This is a genomic window from Amphritea sp. HPY (assembly GCF_050870985.1).
Classification (GTDB): domain Bacteria; phylum Pseudomonadota; class Gammaproteobacteria; order Pseudomonadales; family Balneatricaceae; genus Amphritea.
In genome coordinates, this window is sequence record NZ_CP194015.1 from 2,013,407 (window position 1) to 2,031,255 (window position 17,849).

General features: G+C 51.2%; 15 protein-coding genes. 9 read left to right on the forward strand and 6 right to left on the reverse strand.

Features of this window, described 5'->3' with window-relative positions:
- Positions 1-21: 21 nt before the first annotated feature.
- The 5 genes from ACQUQM_RS09150 to ACQUQM_RS09170 all read right to left on the reverse strand — a co-directional run bounded on the left by ACQUQM_RS09150 (position 22) and on the right by ACQUQM_RS09170 (position 4,781).
- Positions 22-945, reverse strand: coding sequence for a branched-chain amino acid ABC transporter permease (locus ACQUQM_RS09150; RefSeq protein ID WP_432474169.1), 924 nt, complete (start codon positions 943-945; stop codon positions 22-24).
- A gap of 9 nt (positions 946-954) precedes the next feature.
- Complete coding sequence (locus ACQUQM_RS09155; RefSeq protein WP_432474170.1) at positions 955-1,842, reverse strand: branched-chain amino acid ABC transporter permease; 888 nt, start codon at positions 1,840-1,842, stop codon at positions 955-957.
- A 108-nt stretch (positions 1,843-1,950) separates the two neighbouring features.
- The gene (locus ACQUQM_RS09160) at positions 1,951-3,153 is read right to left on the reverse strand and encodes an ABC transporter substrate-binding protein (RefSeq protein WP_432474171.1); all 1,203 of its coding nucleotides are present in this window, start codon (positions 3,151-3,153) and stop codon (positions 1,951-1,953) included.
- Between the two features lie 81 nt (positions 3,154-3,234).
- Complete coding sequence (locus ACQUQM_RS09165; protein WP_432474172.1) at positions 3,235-3,945, reverse strand: ABC transporter ATP-binding protein; 711 nt, start codon at positions 3,943-3,945, stop codon at positions 3,235-3,237.
- Complete coding sequence (locus ACQUQM_RS09170; protein WP_432474173.1) at positions 3,942-4,781, reverse strand: ABC transporter ATP-binding protein; 840 nt, start codon at positions 4,779-4,781, stop codon at positions 3,942-3,944. Before ACQUQM_RS09170 ends, ACQUQM_RS09165 begins: the two co-directional genes overlap by 4 nt.
- Positions 4,782-5,068: 287 nt before the next feature.
- Here ACQUQM_RS09170 and ACQUQM_RS09175 point away from each other — a divergent pair, with 287 nt between their 5' ends.
- The 9 genes from ACQUQM_RS09175 to ACQUQM_RS09215 all read left to right on the forward strand — a co-directional run bounded on the left by ACQUQM_RS09175 (position 5,069) and on the right by ACQUQM_RS09215 (position 16,113).
- Positions 5,069-5,464 carry a MerR family transcriptional regulator gene (locus ACQUQM_RS09175; RefSeq protein WP_432474174.1) on the forward strand — a complete coding sequence of 132 codons (396 nt, stop codon included), beginning with the start codon at positions 5,069-5,071 and terminating at the stop codon, positions 5,462-5,464.
- A gap of 384 nt (positions 5,465-5,848) precedes the next feature.
- On the forward strand, positions 5,849-7,015 hold the full coding sequence (locus tag ACQUQM_RS09180; RefSeq protein ID WP_432474175.1) for an isovaleryl-CoA dehydrogenase: 1,167 nt from the start codon (positions 5,849-5,851) through the stop codon (positions 7,013-7,015).
- Positions 7,016-7,117: 102 nt separating this feature from the next.
- Complete coding sequence (locus ACQUQM_RS09185) at positions 7,118-8,725, forward strand: carboxyl transferase domain-containing protein (RefSeq protein WP_432474176.1); 1,608 nt, start codon at positions 7,118-7,120, stop codon at positions 8,723-8,725.
- Between the two features lie 20 nt (positions 8,726-8,745).
- Positions 8,746-9,564, forward strand: coding sequence for an enoyl-CoA hydratase/isomerase family protein (locus tag ACQUQM_RS09190; protein WP_432474814.1), 819 nt, complete (start codon positions 8,746-8,748; stop codon positions 9,562-9,564).
- Between the two features lie 126 nt (positions 9,565-9,690).
- On the forward strand, positions 9,691-11,676 hold the full coding sequence (locus ACQUQM_RS09195; protein WP_432474177.1) for an acetyl/propionyl/methylcrotonyl-CoA carboxylase subunit alpha: 1,986 nt from the start codon (positions 9,691-9,693) through the stop codon (positions 11,674-11,676).
- A gap of 115 nt (positions 11,677-11,791) precedes the next feature.
- Positions 11,792-12,694 carry a hydroxymethylglutaryl-CoA lyase gene (locus tag ACQUQM_RS09200; RefSeq protein ID WP_432474178.1) on the forward strand — a complete coding sequence of 301 codons (903 nt, stop codon included), beginning with the start codon at positions 11,792-11,794 and terminating at the stop codon, positions 12,692-12,694.
- A gap of 105 nt (positions 12,695-12,799) precedes the next feature.
- Positions 12,800-13,378 (forward strand): peroxidase-related enzyme, encoded by a 579-nt coding sequence (locus ACQUQM_RS09205; RefSeq protein WP_432474179.1) that lies wholly within the window; start codon positions 12,800-12,802, stop codon positions 13,376-13,378.
- 150 nt (positions 13,379-13,528) lie between these two features.
- Complete coding sequence (locus tag ACQUQM_RS09210) at positions 13,529-15,220, forward strand: AMP-binding protein (protein WP_432474180.1); 1,692 nt, start codon at positions 13,529-13,531, stop codon at positions 15,218-15,220.
- A gap of 50 nt (positions 15,221-15,270) precedes the next feature.
- Entirely contained in the window at positions 15,271-16,113 is an 843-nt protein-coding gene (locus ACQUQM_RS09215; protein ID WP_432474181.1) for a methyltransferase domain-containing protein, read from the forward strand.
- Positions 16,114-16,455: 342 nt separating this feature from the next.
- Here ACQUQM_RS09215 and ACQUQM_RS09220 read toward each other — a convergent pair whose 3' ends face one another.
- On the reverse strand, positions 16,456-17,835 hold the full coding sequence (locus tag ACQUQM_RS09220; protein WP_432474182.1) for a DEAD/DEAH box helicase: 1,380 nt from the start codon (positions 17,833-17,835) through the stop codon (positions 16,456-16,458).
- Positions 17,836-17,849 lie beyond the last annotated feature (14 nt).

Here is a 17,849-nt window from a genome sequence, read left to right on the forward strand (position 1 = left end):
GATGCCCCTTTATTAAACTTTTTAGAAGTTTTTCTTCACCAGCTTCTGGAATTCGCCAACGATACCGCTGCGGAATGCCAGTACACAGACAATGAAAATTGCGCCCATGATGATATGGATATAGTTACCCAGCTCACCACCGGACAGATAGTTCTGAATAGCAACCACCACACCGGCACCAACTACAGGCCCGAAGATAGTACCCATACCACCCAGCAGGGTCATCAGTACCACTTCGCCAGACATGTGCCAGTGCACATCGGTCAGTGACGCCAGCTGGAACACCAGAGTTTTAGTGGAACCGGCCAGACCTGCCAGCGCAGCAGAGATGACAAACGCAGCCCACTTATAGTCATTGACGTTGTAGCCTAAAGAGATTGCACGCGGCTCATTCTCGCGAATCGCTTTCAGAATCTGACCAAACGGCGAATGAATCGTGCGGTGGATCAACCAGAATCCGAAGATAAAGATCGCCAGCACGAAGTAGTACATAATCATGTTGTTGTTCAGATCGAACATACCCAGCAGTAAGCCGCGCGGCACACCCTGAAGACCATCCTCACCACCGGTAAACGGTGCCTGCAGATAGAAGAAGAATGCCAGCTGAGCTAATGCCAGAGTTACCATCGCAAAGTAGATACCTTCACGCTTAACCGCCAACTTACCATACACAGCACCCAGTAACGCAGCTCCCACGGTACCCGCCAGGATAGACAGCTCAGGTCCCATACCGGTATGCAACATCATCGCACCGGTTATATAACCACCGGTACCGAGGAAGATCGCATGACCGAATGAGAGCAGGCCAACGAAGCCCAGCAACAGGTTAAAGGCGCAGGCAAACAGCGCAAAACACAGCACCTTCATCAGGAACACCGGGTATAAAACCGCAGGTGCTACCAAAGCCAGAAGGAACAGAACCAGATAGAGTTTATTAATTTTCATGGTCGACTCCTACGCCTCTTTACCAAACAGACCGGCAGGCTTGACCAGCAGCACGATCACCATAACCAGGAAGATTACTGTGGAAGATGCTTCCGGATACAGGAACTTAGTCAGACCCTCGACTACACCCATCAACAGACCTGTCAGGATGGCACCACCGATGGAACCCATACCGCCGATAACAACGATAGCGAATACCACGATCAGAATATTAGAGCCCATTTCCGGACTAACTGAGTACACGGGGGCTGCCAGAACACCGGCAAAGCCAGCCAGCGCTACACCAAAACCAAATGTCAGGGTAGTGATCAGCGGTACATTGATACCGAAGCCCTGCATAAGTTGTGGATTTTCAGTACCGGCACGCAGATACGCACCCAGCTTGGTTTTCTCGATTACCCACCAGGTACTGAAACAAACAATCAGCGAGATCACAATGATCCAGGCACGGTAGTTGGGCAGATACATAAACGGCAGTTTAGTACCGCCTTTCAGCTCTACAGGGATCGCATAAGGCAAACCTGAAGAACCATAAATATGAGTAAACAGACCCTGCATAATCAGTGCGATACCGAATGTAAGCAGCAGGCTGTAAAGGTGATCTTCGTTGGCAATGGGACGAACCAGAAAGCGCTCGATCAGAATAGCTAAGCCACCGACCGCCAAAGGCACCAGGATCAGCGCCGCCCAGTAGTTGATACCCATGTAGTTCAGGGCCATCCAGGCAGCAAAAGCGCCGAGCATATACATCGCGCCCTGCGCGAAGTTAATAATTTTTAACAGACCAAAAATAATCGCCAGACCGAGACTGAGCAGTGCATAGAATGAACCATTGATCAGGCCCACCAGCAGCTGTCCGGACAGCGCAAACAGATTAATACCAAGAAACTCAGCCATAACACCACCTAGATAAAACAAAGCAACTGTGTCAGCTGTGCTGACACGCTACTTTTGGGAAAGCCAGAGAGTGGCAGACGACGTCTGCCCTCTCTGTTCAAGTGCTATTTACTTGAAGTCACACGAAGGAATCATAGCGTTGAATGCCACATCACCCGGGATGGTCGCTTCGATGTTGTAGATATCATCTTCAGACTTACGGCTTGCAGCATCTTTGATGCTTACCAGCAGCATGTCATGGACCATACGACCGTCGTTACGCAGGTATGCGTTACGAGCGAAGAAGTCGTCAGGCTTAGTTTGCTTCATCTGCTTCATTACCGCATCAGACTCATCAGTACCCGCCGCCTTGATCGCGTTCAGGTAGTGCATAGTCATAGAGTAAGCACCAGCCTGACCCATTGCCGGGATAGAACCGTGACGTGCCTTGAAGCGAGCAGACCATTCGCGAGTTTGATCATCCATATCCCAGTAGAAACCGGTAGTCGCCTTCATGCCCGCAGCAATTGCAGGATCCAGTGCCTTAGCGTTAGGCGTGAATACCAGCAGACCTGCTACATCAGCAGTTTCGGTCAGACCGAATTCAGCAGAGGTTTTCAGGGCGTTGATGAAGTCAGCACCGGCGTTTGCCAGACCTACTACGTCAGCACCGGAAGCCTGAGCCTGCAGCACGTAAGAGGAGAAGTCGGTAGTACCCAGTGGCGCACGAACCTTACCCACTACTTCACCGCCGCTGGTTTCGATTACCTTAGAAGCGATACCTTCCAGTGCATGACCGAATGCATAGTCAGCAGTAATGAAGAACCACTTCTTCTTACCCGCATCAACCATCGGCTTAACCGTACCGTTAGCCAGAGCGGCTACGTTGTAAGTCCAGTGCACGTTATATGGAGAACACGCCTTAGTGGTAAAGGCATGGCTTGCAGAGGTAGAGATCAGGGCGATCTTCTTGGCATCGGTCAGTACTTTAGTTACCGCACCGGTAACAGAAGAAGCTACCAGACCGTTTACCGCATCAACCTGTTCACTTTCGATCCACTGACGCACTTTAGCAGAACCTACATCCGGCTTGTTCTGGTCGTCTGCGCTTACTACTTTGATCGGCTTACCCAGTACGGTACCACCGAAATCTTCTACGGCCATCTCAACCGCCGTTACACAGCCAGGACCACAGACATCAGCGTAAACACCGCCCATATCTGCCAGTACACCGATCTTTACAACATCATCGGATACTCCAGCCGCCTGAACACCTGTGGCCGCTGCTACACTCATCGCTGCTGCCAGTAAGGTTTTCTTCATTACTTTCATGTTGTCACTCCTGCTTGAGAATTTTTATTTTTATCGAACTTCAAGGGATTAAGGTATTTAACTGAGTTCCGGGGAACCCGATCAGACACCCAAATAGGTATTCAACAGCTCCGTCTTCTCGTCCAGCTCATCTTTGCGCACTTCTTCCACGATATGGCCATGTTCCATAACGTAGTGGCGGTCAGCGATTGGCGCGGCAAAACGGAAATTCTGCTCGACCAGCAAAATAGTAAGGCCACGCTCTTTCAGCATTACCAGAACTTCAGCCAGTTTTTGCACGATCACCGGAGCAAGACCTTCTGTAATCTCATCGAGCAGCAAGATATTTGCTCCGGTTCGCAGAATACGGGCCATCGCCAGCATCTGCTGTTCCCCGCCTGACAGGCGTGTTCCCTGACTGTAACGACGTTCAGCCAGGTTCGGGAAAATGTCATAAATCTCTTCAACGCTCATGCCATCGGAACGAACGCTTGGCGGCAGCATCAGATTCTCTTCAACGTTCAGGCTGGAGAAGATACCGCGCTCTTCCGGGCAATAACCTACGCCCAGATGCGCGATCTTATGCGCCGGCATCTCAATGGTTTCGTTACCATTGATGTTGACCTGACCGGTACGACGACCGACCATATTCATGATCGACTTGAGAGTTGTCGAACGGCCCGAGCCGTTACGGCCCAATAAAGTAACCAGTTCGCCCTGCATGATAGTCATATCGATGCCATGCAATATGTGGGACTCACCGTAGTAAGAATGCAGATCGACTATACGGATCTTTTCGCCAGTACTACTCATGCGACAGTCTCCTTATCACCAGCATCATTCGCTGCCGCTGTCGCCGCCGCATTTTCTGCAGCAATCGCATTAGCGACCTCATCATCAGCCTCAACACCCATATAAGCCTCACGCACCTGAGGGTCTTGCGATACAGTTTCGTAATTGCCTTCGGTAAGAATGGCGCCACGCTGCAATACAGTAATAGTGTCAGCCAGCTGGGCTACAACATGCAGGTTATGTTCGACCATCAGAATGGTTCGGTTAGCCGAAACCTTCTTAATCAGATCAGCAACTACACCGACATCCTCATGACCCATACCCTGGGTTGGCTCGTCCAGTAATAGCATTTCAGGGTCAAGCGCCAGAGTTGTAGCAATTTCCAGTGCCCGCTTACGGCCATATGGAAGATCCACAGTGATCGTATTGGCATACTCTTTCAGACCCACCTCATCTAGCAGTTCGACGGCACGGTCATTCAATTTGTCCAGAACCTTCTCAGATTTCCAGAAATGGAAGCTGTTTCCCTCTTTACGTTGCAGTGCAATCCGTACATTCTCCAATAGGGTCAGGTGCGGAAATACTGCAGAGATCTGAAATGAACGGACAATACCTTTACGGGCAATAGCCGCCGACTTCATAGACGTAATGTCTTCACCGTTAAACAGAATAGTGCCGGTGGTAGGAGTTAGAAATTTTGTCAGCAGGTTAAATACCGTCGTCTTACCTGCGCCGTTAGGCCCGATAAGCGCGTGGATTGTTCCCCGCTCAACCTTAAGATTCACATCGTCAACGGCGGTAAAGCCCTTGAATTCCTTAACCAGATTTCTGGTCTCGAGAACGTAGTCACCACTCATGCAGAACCAGCCTCTCTAATATTTGTTTTTATTATCAACGGGCAAAAATATCTTCTACCCATGTCAGCCTTGTATCGAAGTTAGCAATTTCCCTTACTGGTTAACAAGTACTACTTTAGTCTAAGGGAATACCCTTACATCTCACTGATTATTTTTAATGCCTTTAAAAACAACAAGTTATCAACAATAAGACAGAGATCAACAAATTGTTACGAATTGTATTGCCGCTTTACGTTTACGTAAACTTCCGCTAAATTTAAATCATCACTAAAAACAAGAAGAACGTTATGAGCCCATCTACATATTCAATAAGCGATCTGGCAGGCGAGTTTGACGTTACAACCCGCAGCATCCGTTTCTATGAAGATCAGAAACTGCTGTTCCCTACCCGCCGCGGACAGACACGTATCTATAGCGGTCCGGACCGGGTACGTCTGAAGCTTATCCTGCGGGGTAAGCGCTTAGGCTTCTCTCTGGCAGAAACCCGTGAGCTGTTCGAACTCTGGGATGAAACGCCGACAGGCAGCATTAAGCAGTTACAACTGCTGATGACCAAGATAGAAGAGAAGAAAGCAGCACTTGAACAGCAACTCAAAGATATCGCGATGCTTCAGCTGGAACTGGACAGCGCAGAATCCCGTTGCCGAGAGGCGATAGACGAAATGAAGCAGGAATCGACGTAACAAAGAGTTAAAGATATCGCGATGCTGCGACTTGAAACCAAACAAAGCACAACTCCGTTGCCGAGAGGCGACAGACGAAATGAAGCAGGAATCGACGTAGCAAAGAGTTAAAGATATCGCGATGCTGCGACTTGAAACCAAACAAAACACAACTCCGTTGCCGAGAGGCGATAGACGAAATGAAGCAGGAATCGACGTAGCAAAGAGTTTAAAGATATCGCGATGCTGCGACTTGAAACCAAACAAAGCACAACTCCGTTGCCGAGAGGCGATGGAAGATATGAAACAAGATTCGATATAAAAGTCGGTATAGAGCAGAACGACTTTCGCTCTGACTAAACGCACAACAATAATAGCTATTAAGCAAAGACAGGTGGACAGAAAATGATTGCACAATACAGCTCACTAAACTTCGGCCTAGGTGAAACTCTGGATATGTTGCGCGAGCATGTGAACAGTTTCGCAGCACAGGAAATTGCACCGCGCGCCGAGCAGATCGATCACGACAACGAGTTCCCGAATGATCTGTGGCAGAAATTTGGCGATATGGGTCTGCTGGGTATCACCGTAAGTGAAGAGTATGGCGGTGTTGGTATGGGTTACCTGGCACATATGATCGCGATGGAAGAGATCAGCCGCGCGTCTGCCTCTGTTGGCCTGTCTTATGGCGCACACTCAAACCTCTGCGTTAACCAGATTAACCGTAACGGTACTCACGAACAAAAACTCAAGTACCTGCCAAAGCTGATCAGCGGTGAGCATATCGGTGCGCTGGCGATGTCCGAGCCAAATGCTGGTTCCGACGTGGTATCTATGAAGCTGTCTGCCCGTGATAACGGCGACCATTACCTGCTGAACGGCAACAAGATGTGGATCACCAACGGTCCTGATGCCAACACTTATGTTATCTACGCTAAAACTGATGTTCATGCCGGTCCTAAAGGGATCACAGCTTTCATCGTTGAACGCGATGCACCAGGTTTCTCCCGCCACCAGAAACTGGACAAGCTGGGCATGCGCGGTTCCAACACCTGTGAGCTGGTGTTTGAAGATTGCATCGTGCCTAAAGAAAACATTCTGGGCGAGTTAAACGGTGGCACCAAGGTTCTGATGTCCGGTCTGGACTATGAGCGCCTGGTACTGGCCGGTGGCCCGCTGGGTATCATGCAGGCAGCGATGGATATCACTGTACCTTACACCCGCGACCGCGTGCAGTTCGGTAAAGCGATCGGTGAGTTCGAACTGGTACAGGGTAAAGTCGCAGATATGTACACCCTGATGAACGCTTCCAAGTCTTACGCTTACACTGTTGCTCAGGCAGCGATGCGCGGCGAGACCTCCCGTAAAGACTGTGCCGCAGTAATCCTGTACACCGCTGAGATGGCAACCAAGATCGCGCTGGATGCGATCCAGCTTCTCGGTGGCAATGGCTATATCAACGAGTTCCCGACGGGTCGCCTGCTGCGTGATGCCAAGTTGTATGAGATCGGCGCGGGTACGTCTGAGATCCGCCGTATGCTGATCGGCCGTGAGCTGTTCCTGAATAAATAAGTTTTAAGTAAGTGGACTCCTTCGCAAGAAGGACTTTTGGGGGGATTTTTCTTCCCCCCTTATTTTCCACCCTTAATAAGAACAGCAGCAAAGGAAAGATTAATGAGCATAATAAATACTAAAATCAATTCCCGGGCTGAAGATTTCCGCGCCAATTATGACTCCATGGCGGAAGCGGTAACCGACCTGCGCGAAAAGACAGCAACAATTCATCAGGGTGGCGGCGCTAAGTATCAGGAACGCCACCTGTCCCGCGGTAAACTACTGCCCCGCGAACGTATCAATACACTGTTGGATGAAGGCTCGCCTCTGCTGGAACTGTCCCAGCTGGCCGCCTACGGCGTCTACGATGACGACATTCCGGCAGCGGGCATTATCACCGGCATCGGCCGGGTTAGCGGTCAGGAATGTATGATCATCGCTAACGATGCCACTGTTAAGGGTGGTACTTACTTCCCACTGACGGTGAAGAAGCACCTGCGCGCGCAGGACATCGCCGAGCAGAATCACCTGCCATGTATCTACCTGGTGGATTCCGGTGGTGCTAACCTGCCGCAACAGGACGATGTATTCCCGGATCGTGACCACTTCGGTCGCATCTTCTATAACCAGGCTCGCATGTCATCTAAAGGGATCCCACAGATCGCTGTGGTAATGGGCCTGTGTACTGCCGGTGGTGCTTATGTACCCGCTATGGCTGACGAGTCTATTATTGTCCGCGAACAGGGCACGATCTTCCTGGCTGGTCCTCCGCTGGTTAAAGCAGCGACCGGCGAAGTGGTCAGCGCTGAAGATCTGGGCGGTGCCGACGTGCACTGTAAAGTATCCGGTGTAGCCGATCACTATGCGGAAAATGACCAGCACGCACTGGAAATTGCCCGTACCTGTGTTGCCAACCTGAATCGCCGCAAAGATATCAATATCAAAACCCAGCCGACCAAAGAGCCACTCTACCCGGCTGATGATCTGTACGGCATTGTCGGTACCGATCTGAAAAAACCGTACGATGTCCGTGAAGTAATCGCACGTATCGTCGACGGTTCTGAATTCGATGAGTTTAAAAAGCTTTACGGTACCACGCTGGTAACCGGCTTTGCCCATATCCACGGTTATCCGGTCGGCATCGTTGCTAACAATGGCATCCTGTTCGGTGAGTCCGCTCAGAAAGGCGCGCACTTTATCGAATTGTGCTGTCAGCGCAAGATTCCACTGCTGTTCCTGCAGAACATCACCGGCTTTATGGTCGGCCAGAAGTACGAGTCTGAAGGTATCGCAAAACACGGCGCTAAGATGGTAACTGCGGTTGCCTGTGCCGATGTACCTAAATTTACCGTACTGATCGGCGGCAGCTTCGGTGCCGGTAACTACGGCATGTGTGGTCGTGCTTACAGCCCTAATCTGATGTTCATGTGGCCTAATGCCCGTATCTCTGTAATGGGTGGCGAACAGGCAGCCGGTGTACTGGCGACGGTTAAGCGCGACAACATGGATCGCGTCGGCCAGCAATGGTCCGCCGATGAAGAAGCTGAATTTAAACAGCCGATCATCGATACTTACGAGCATCAGGGCCATCCTTATTATGCCTCTGCCCGTCTTTGGGATGATGGCGTTATCGATCCTAAACAGACCCGTGATGTTCTCGGCATGAGCCTTTCTGCAGCACTGAACAAGCCGGTGGGTGAAACCCGTTTCGGCGTGTTCCGCATGTAACGGGGATTGTGACTATGACTATGACCACAGATAACCTTTCTCAAGAGCCTAACCCACTGGTACTGCTGGAAAAAAGCAGCAACGGTGTGGCTGAGCTGATCATCAACCGTCCCGAAGTGCATAACGCTTTCGACGACGACGTAATCGAGCAGCTGATCGCTAATCTGGAAGCGACCAACGCAGATCCTGAAGTCAGGGTTCTGGTACTGCGCTCCCGGGGTAAGAACTTCTCTGCCGGTGCCGATCTGGCCTGGATGAAACGCATGGCTAAAAACAGCTATGAAGAGAATATGGTCGACGCCGGTCGCCTGGCCCGTCTGATGCAAGTACTGAACGACCACACCAAGCCGACTATCGCACTGGTACAAGGCGCAGCTTACGGTGGTGCGGTTGGCCTGGCGGCCTGCTGTGACATTGTGATCGCCGCTGAAAGCAGCGTTTTCTGCCTGTCCGAAGTAAAGATCGGACTGATCCCGGCTGTTATCAGCCCTTATGTTGTACGCGCTATTGGTGAACGCCAGTCACGACGTTACTTTGTTACCGCTGAACTGTTCAGTGCCCGTACTGCTCAGGATTTCGGTCTGGTACATGAAGTCGTCGAAAGCGTCGACCAACTGGATGAAGCCTGCGACCGTTTTATCGCAACCTTGCGAAAAAACAGCCCACAGGCGATGAAAGCCGCTAAAGATCTGATCTATGCGGTCAGCCAGAAGGAGATCACTAAAGAGGTGATCGACGATACCGCCCGTCGCATCGCGGATATCCGTGTCAGCGAAGAGGGTCAGGAGGGGCTAGGCTCCTTCCTGCAAAAGCGTAAACCGAACTGGATCCAGGAGTAAGCGGTATGTTTAGTAAAATTCTTATAGCAAACCGCGGTGACCAGTTGCGAAGCAATCTGGCGGCGCAGCCAAATCGCATGCCTGCGCATGCAATGCGCTCATGCAAATTCGACGCGGAGACACACAATGTTTAATAAAATTCTGATCGCAAACCGCGGCGAAATTGCATGTAGAGTTATTCAAACCGCACACCGCATGGGTATCCGCTGTGTCGCTGTCTATTCTGAAGCTGACCGTAACGCCCGCCATGTTGCGATGGCAGATGAAGCTTTCCTGCTGGGGCCTGCACCGAGCAGTGAAAGTTACCTGCGGGCTGACAAAATCCTGGAGATCGCCAAGCAATCAGGCGCCCAGGCGGTTCATCCGGGTTATGGCTTCCTGTCAGAAAATGCAGAGTTCGCTCAGGCCTGTGCTGACAACGGTATCGAGTTCATAGGCCCACCAACCGGTGCCATTGAAGCTATGGGTTCAAAGTCTGCGGCTAAAGAGATTATGTCGCACGCTGATGTACCGCTGGTACCGGGTTATCACGGCGATGACCAGACTCCGGCATTTCTCAAAGAAGAATCAGTAAAGTGTGGTTTCCCACAACTGCTTAAAGCCGTTGCCGGTGGTGGTGGTAAAGGGATGCGGGTGGTTAACTCTATCGATGAGTTCGATGAAGCCCTGATATCTGCCTGCCGTGAAGCGAAAAACGCGTTCGGCAACCCGGACATGCTGATCGAGCGCTACCTGACGCAACCACGTCACGTCGAGATTCAGGTGTTCTGCGATAAGCAGGGTAACGGTGTCTATCTGGCCGAGCGGGACTGTTCGGTACAACGTCGTCACCAGAAAGTCATTGAAGAAGCGCCGGCACCTAATCTGAGCGATGAGACCCGTAAAGCGATGGGTGATGCGGCTGTTCGTGCCGCCCAGGCGATCGATTATGTCGGCGCCGGCACCGTGGAATTCCTTTATGACGTGGATGGTTCTTTCTACTTTATGGAGATGAACACCCGTCTGCAGGTTGAGCACCCGGTTACCGAACTGATCACCGGACAGGATCTGGTGGAATGGCAGCTGCGTATCGCCAGTGGTGAGCCACTGCCGCAGCAACAGGATGAGATCCGTATCCACGGCCATGCACTGGAAGCCCGTGTTTATGCCGAAGATCCGGATAACGAGTTCCTGCCGGCTACCGGCACCTTACGCTACCTGCGCACACCGGAAGAAAGCCAACACGTACGGGTTGATACCGGTGTCGTTGAAGGCGACGAAGTCAGCGTGTTCTACGATCCGATGATCGCGAAACTGATCGTCTGGGACGATGACCGTGACCGTGCTATCGCCCGTATGGAACAGGCGCTTGAGGAATACCGCATCAGCGGTCTGAAGACCAACCTGCGCTTCCTGCGTAATCTGGCTGGCAGTGCGCCATTTAAGGCACTGGATCTGGATACCGGCTTTATCGAGAAGCATGAAAAGTTGTTGTTCCCGGCCAGTAACCTGGATACCCAGTACTGCCTGGTAATGGCAGCCTGCTTCTTCAGCGAAAAGACCAAGCAGCAAGCGACCAATCCGGATGATCCATATTCACCGTTTGGAATCCAGAACAGCTGGCGCGTTAACTCCGAGTATGCCCGCCCGCTTAAGCTGATTCATAACGAAGTCGAATATGATCTGAGCATTCTGGAGCAGAACGCTCAGTATCAGGTACAGGTTGGCGATGCCAGCTATCAGGTATCTGCCCAGCTCAATGATGACAAACTCAACGTGGTCATCAACGGTCACCGCCTTGGTGTACACCTCTACAACGATGGTGACGACCTGACCCTGTTCCACGAAGGTGAGCAGTTTATATGCGAACAGCATCGTGAAACCTTCGGCAGTGACGACCACGCTGGTGACAACAGCCTGACTGCCCCTATGAACGGTGCAGTAGTTGCTGTACTGGTTGAAGCCGGTCAGGCAGTGAAAGAAGGCGAAACGCTGGTGATCATGGAAGCGATGAAGATGGAGCACAGCCTCAAAGCACCGCATGACGGTACTGTGGCTGAGATCTACTTCGCCGAGGGCGACCTGGTTGAAGATGGTGCTGAGCTTATTTCGCTCGATACTGCGGAGGACTAAGCATGGCTTTTCCTAAGCATGTTCGCTTGTTCGAGATGGGCGCTGACCGTGAAGAGAGTGGCTTCCAGAACGAGCCAATGATCACTTATCCAAAGCAACATAAGGAGGCTAAATAATGGCCTTTCCTAAGCATGCTCGCTTGTTCGAGATGGGCGCCCGCGATGGATTACAAAACGAATCCGGACCGGTGATCGATACCGCGATTAAGGTTGAGCTGATCAACCGGCTCAGCGATACCGGCCTGACCCATATCGAAGCAGCCAGTTTTGTCTCGCCTAAATGGGTACCGCAGATGGGCGATGCCAGCGCAGTGATGGCCGGCATCTCCCGTAAAGCGGGTGTTACCTACTCGGCCCTGACGCCTAACCTTAAAGGCCTGGAATCTGCGATTGCTGCCGGAGCTGATGAAGTTGCCGTGTTTGGTGCGGCATCTGAAGCCTTCACGCAGAAGAATATCAACTGTTCTATCAAAGAGAGTCTGGAGCGTTTCGCGCCCGTGATCGAACTGGCTAAAGAGCACAACATCCGGGTGCGGGGCTATGTCTCCACCGTGATGGGCTGTCCTTATGATGGTGAGATCGACCCTGCACAGGTTGCTGCGGTAAGCCGCGACCTGATGGACATGGGCTGCTACGAGATCTCTTTGGGTGACACTATCGGTGTCGGCACCCCGCTTAAAGCGAAGCGGATGCTCGAGGCTGTTGCAAAACAAGTACCGGTTGAAAAGCTGGCAGCGCACTTCCATGACACTTACGGTCAGGCCCTGGCTAATCTGTATGCCGTTGTCGAAGAAGGCGTTGCAGTAATCGACTCTTCTGTCGCAGGTCTCGGAGGATGCCCTTACGCTAAGGGCGCTTCCGGTAATGTCGCCACCGAAGACGTGCTCTACATGCTTAATGGACTGGGCATTGAGACCGGCGTAGATCTGCAGAAACTGGCACAAACCGGCCATTGGATCACCGCTCAACTGGGCCGCACCAGCGGTTCGAAAGTAGCACTTGCCATGGGCTGCAATTGATATAGATTATTGATTCTATATTAGGGTTTACCCTAGTATAGAGTCATCTGTATCTTTAGTAACAGTGAAACCGCTCTGACATAAAAATTACAACGGAGTAACACAATGTCTCAACCGGATCATATTACAGCACTGGATCTGAACTATCCGTCACGGGATGAACTGTCCCCGGACTTTAAGAAATACTTCGATGTCTGCGATGAAAAGCTGGGCATGGTTCCTAATGTACTAACCGCCTACAGCCAGAACGCAGCCCAGCTTGAAGTCTTCTCGAAGTTTTATAACGAACTGATGTTCGGTGAAAGTAATCTGACCCCGCTGGAGCGGGAGATGATCGCGGTTGCAGTTTCATCGCAAAACCATTGTTTCTACTGCATTGTCGCCCATGGCGCAGCAGTACGTGACTATTCAGGCGATCCTGCACTGGGCGAGTTGATCGCGATTAACTACCGCGCAGCCAACCTGTCGCTGAGACACCGGGCGATGCTCGATTTCGCCGTCAAAATGACCGTTTCTCCAGACAGTATTGAAGAGGCTGATCGTCAGGCGCTGCGTGACGCAGACTTTTCCGACCAGGATATCTGGGATATCGCCAACGTCGCCGGTTTTTACAATATGACCAACCGGATCGCCAGCGCGGTTGATATGCAACCGAACCCTGAATATCACGCCAAAGCCCGTTAACCCGAATTAAGATCTGAACACATAAATTGAAGCGAGGGTCGGGTCTGCTCAGGCTGACAGATCTGACATTAAGTACTCCGCTCTTTGTAACCGGGAAACAAAGATTAAAAGTTCTCCCGGTTAACAATATAAGAATAAAGGGATACAGCAATGAGCAATGCAAAACCCAGTTATACCAGCGGTACCAGTAGTCAACCGCTACTCGGCATGACCATCGGCGATAAGTTCGATGAGATCTGCGCCACCTACCCAGACAACGACGCTCTGATCGTACACTATCAAAACATCCGCTGGAGCTATTCTGACCTGAAAGAACAGGTCGAACAGTGTGCCCGCGCCCTGCTCTCTGTTGGCGTTAAAGCCGGCGATCGCGTCGGTATGTGGTCACCTAACAACGCTCAGTGGACAGTTACCCAGTTTGCCACGGCTAAGGTTGGCGCGATCCTGGTTAACATTAACCCCGCTTACCGCCTGCATGAGTTGGAATACTCTCTGAACCAGTCCGGCGCTAAGTTTCTGGTTACAGCCGACAGCTTCAAGTCATCTAACTACACCCAGATGCTACAGGAACTGGCACCGGAACTGAGCAGCTGCGAAAAAGGCCAGCTGAAATCCGCCAAGCTGAAAACCCTGGAATGCATTATCAACCTGTCTGAAGAGCAGCATCCGGGCATGTGGCGCTGGAACGACTTCGTCGAAGAAGCCAACAAGGTTGAGCTGGCAGAAGTTGAAGCGATACAGGCTACGCTGCAGTTCGATGATGCGATCAATATTCAGTACACCTCGGGTACCACCGGCTTCCCTAAAGGCGCGACCCTGAGCCACCATAATATTCTGAACAACGGTTATTTTGTCGGTGAGAGCCAGAACCTCACCGATAAAGACCGTATGATCATTCCGGTACCGCTGTATCACTGCTTCGGTATGGTTATGGGTAACCTGGGCTGCATGACCCACGGTGCGGCTATGATCTATCCGACTGACGGTTTCGAGCCGAAAGCGGTACTCGAAGCGGTACAGAAAGAGAAAGCCACTGCGGTATACGGCGTACCCACTATGTTTATCGCCGAGCTGGAAGACCCTGAATTTGACAGCTACGACCTTTCCTCCCTGCGCACCGGTATCATGGCAGGCTCCATCTGCCCGGCTGAGGTGATGAAAGCGGTTAATTCCAAGATGAATATGAAAGAGGTTCAGATCGCCTACGGCATGACAGAAACCAGCCCGGTTTCCACCCAGACCGCAGCCGACGACCCATTCGAGAAGCGGGTAACCACCGTTGGTCGTACCCAGCCGCATCTGGAAACCAAGATCGTTAACGCTGCGACCGGTCGTGTTGTACCCCGTGGCGAGATCGGTGAGCTCTGTACCCGTGGTTACAGCGTAATGCTGAAATACTGGAACAACGAAGAAGCCACCAAAGGCTCGATCGATGATAATGGCTGGATGCACACCGAAGACCTGGCAACCATGGATGAAGAAGGCTATATCCAGATCGTGGGCCGAATCAAAGATATGGTGATCCGCGGCGGCGAAAACGTCTACCCGAAAGAGATCGAAGAGTTCCTGTACACCCACCCTGGCATCAGCGATGTTCAGGTAACCGGCGTCCCAGACAAGAAATACGGCGAAGAACTGATCGCCTGGGTTAAGCTCAACGCCGATGCGGAAAACGTCACCGAAGATCAATTGCGGGCATTCTGTAAGGGCAAGATCACCCACTTTAAAGTACCGCGCTACTTTAAGTTTGTGGAAGAGTTCCCGATGACCGTCACCGGTAAGATCCAGAAATTTAAGATGCGTGAAGTATCGATCAAAGAACTGGGACTGGATGATATCTGAACCAGTTAAATGACAGGAAACGGGATCGCAAGATCCCGTTTTTATTTACCATGACTATACACCGGCATTACAGTGACAACCTGCAACAGGACCAGCTCCTGCAGCAGATCCGGGAGCGCTATCCAGACGGCGCTGACGCTTATCAGCTGGCACCGGTCGATCAGCTCCATATTGGCGGTATCAAAGCCTCACAAAAGCTACTGCAACGGCTGGAGCAGCTAAAACCCAAACGGATCCTCGAGATCGGTTCCGGGCTCGGCGGGCTGATGCGCCTGATCCGCACCAGCTTCGACTGTGACATCATCGGCATCGATATAACCCACGACTTCAATACCTTAAACCGATCGCTGTCAGGGCTGTCTGAGAAGCAATCAGGCACGACCACCCTCACCTGCGATGCGCAGCATCTGCCTTTTGCCGACGACAGCTTCGATTGCATCATCTTTCAGCACAGCCTGCTGAATATTCCTGACACAGAGAAATGCCTGCAGGAATGCAGCAGAGTACTGGGTCAGAACGGTTCCCTGCTGCTGCATGAAGTGTTACAAGGCTCCAATCATCAGGCGATGCTCTACCCTGTGCCATGGGCACGTAACGCTGACCACTCGCACCTGATAACAGCGGAACAACTGCAAGCGCTGTTACAGCACAACGGCTTTGCCATCGACAGTACCAGCAACTGGACCGAAGAAGCCCTGCAATGGCGACAGCGTCAGGCTGCAAAAGAGTCGAACAGTCAGCCAGTAACAACTCTGTCCCCTGCCCATATACTCGGCAGTGACTTTAAGAAGATGGCGCCGAATGTGATGGCTAATCTTAGTTCAGAGGCGGTGCAGGTGTGGGAGGTGGTCGCTAAGCTCGAGAACGTCGCTGCGCGACTTGCTAGTGGCTAGAACGGCGAGCAAGCTCGCCTGCTAGTGGCTAGAAAAAACTTAAAAAACCTTCTTTTAGAATTATCTAGAAAAATAAGATTATTGACTCCGTAAGATACGGTCTTGGCTCGCCATCAAAACGAAATCGGATTATCAGCATCAGCCTATGCGAAGAAAAAATCACATAGCTAAAACGGGCGCAGCCCGGCTTCTGGCTAACAGTTCGCAGCGCTGTGTACTGGCAGGCGAGCGTACTCTCCGTTCTGGTTGTAAGGCCTTTTCTAGCAAGTCGTTTACGACGTCTAGCCACTAGCAGGCGCAGAGCGCCGTTCTAGCAAGGTGAGCTTGCTCACCGGTCTGCCCTTATCCCCAAATATGTTTGTTCTTACCGGGATCACTAGTACTGGGGGTGCGTTTATCAGATCGCTTATTACGAGACTTAGATGCAGGTTTAGACTTAGATTCAGATTTAGATTCAGACTTAGATTCAGACTTAGATTCAGATTTAGACTTAGATTCAGATTCAGACTTGGACGCAGGTTTTGCTTTGGGTTGAGTTTTACGAACATAGTTCAGGATTGAGATTGGCACTTCTTTTCTCACCGGAAAGCCTTCAATCTCTTTGCGATCAATTAAGTGGTCTAAGCGGCTTTCAATGGCGCATAGGTTTTTAAAGTCGCCCATTGCAACAAAAGAGATAGCTTCGCCGGTCTCGCCAGCACGGCCGGTTCGGCCGATACGATGGATGTATTCTTCGGGTTTGAAAGGCAGGTCGTAATTAACAACGCGGCTAAGTTTACCTATATCAAGACCCCGGGCTGCTACGCCAGTGGCCACCAGATATTTCAGCCTGCCCGATTTGAAATCGGCCAATATTTTTTCGCGCATGACCTGGCTTCTGTCCCCATGAATACAATCAGCTTTGATACCGCGCTTTGCTAACTGAACCACCAGCTTTGCCGCTGCGTGTTTCTTCTCGATAAAAATGAGCGCCTGATCCCATTTTTGCTCGTTAATCAGGTGACTCAGTAACGCTGACTTGGTGTCTTTATCTACCGTGATTAGCCATTGCCTGATCGAAGCTGCTGATTTCACCTTAGGTGAAACAGATATCTCAACCGCCGCAGCACTCATCTTGCTATCAGAGAAACCATCCGCCAGATGCCACACGCCAGGATTCATGGTCGCTGAGAATAATAAGTTCTGACGCGCATCGGGTAAGCGATCGACAATTTTATCTATATCGCCAATAAAGCCCATATCCACCATTCGGTCGGCTTCATCCAACACCAGCACTTCAAGTTCATCAAAGTGCAACGCGCGCTGATGAGCCAGATCAAGCAGCCTGCCAGGTGTAGCAACTAAGATGTCGATACCTTCAATTAAACGCTCTTTCTGTGCTTCTGAATCCACACCACCATAAATGGCCATAGAGCTCAGGTTTAAATGCTTACTGTATTGAGCAACACTCGCCTGAACCTGTACCGCAAGTTCCCGAGTAGGCGTAAGAATCAGCGCGCGTATACGCTTACCACGGAGCTTACGATCCTTATTAAACATCTCCAAAATAGGTAAAACGAAAGAGGCGGTTTTACCCGTTCCGGTTTGCGCAGTGGCAATCAGATCTTTACCCGAGAGAATAATGGGGATGGCTTGTTTTTGAATAGGCGTAGGGGTGGCATAACCCTGGTCTGCAATGGCTTGTACAATAGGATCGCACAATCCAAGATTTGAAAATGGCATGGAGTCTCAGATAG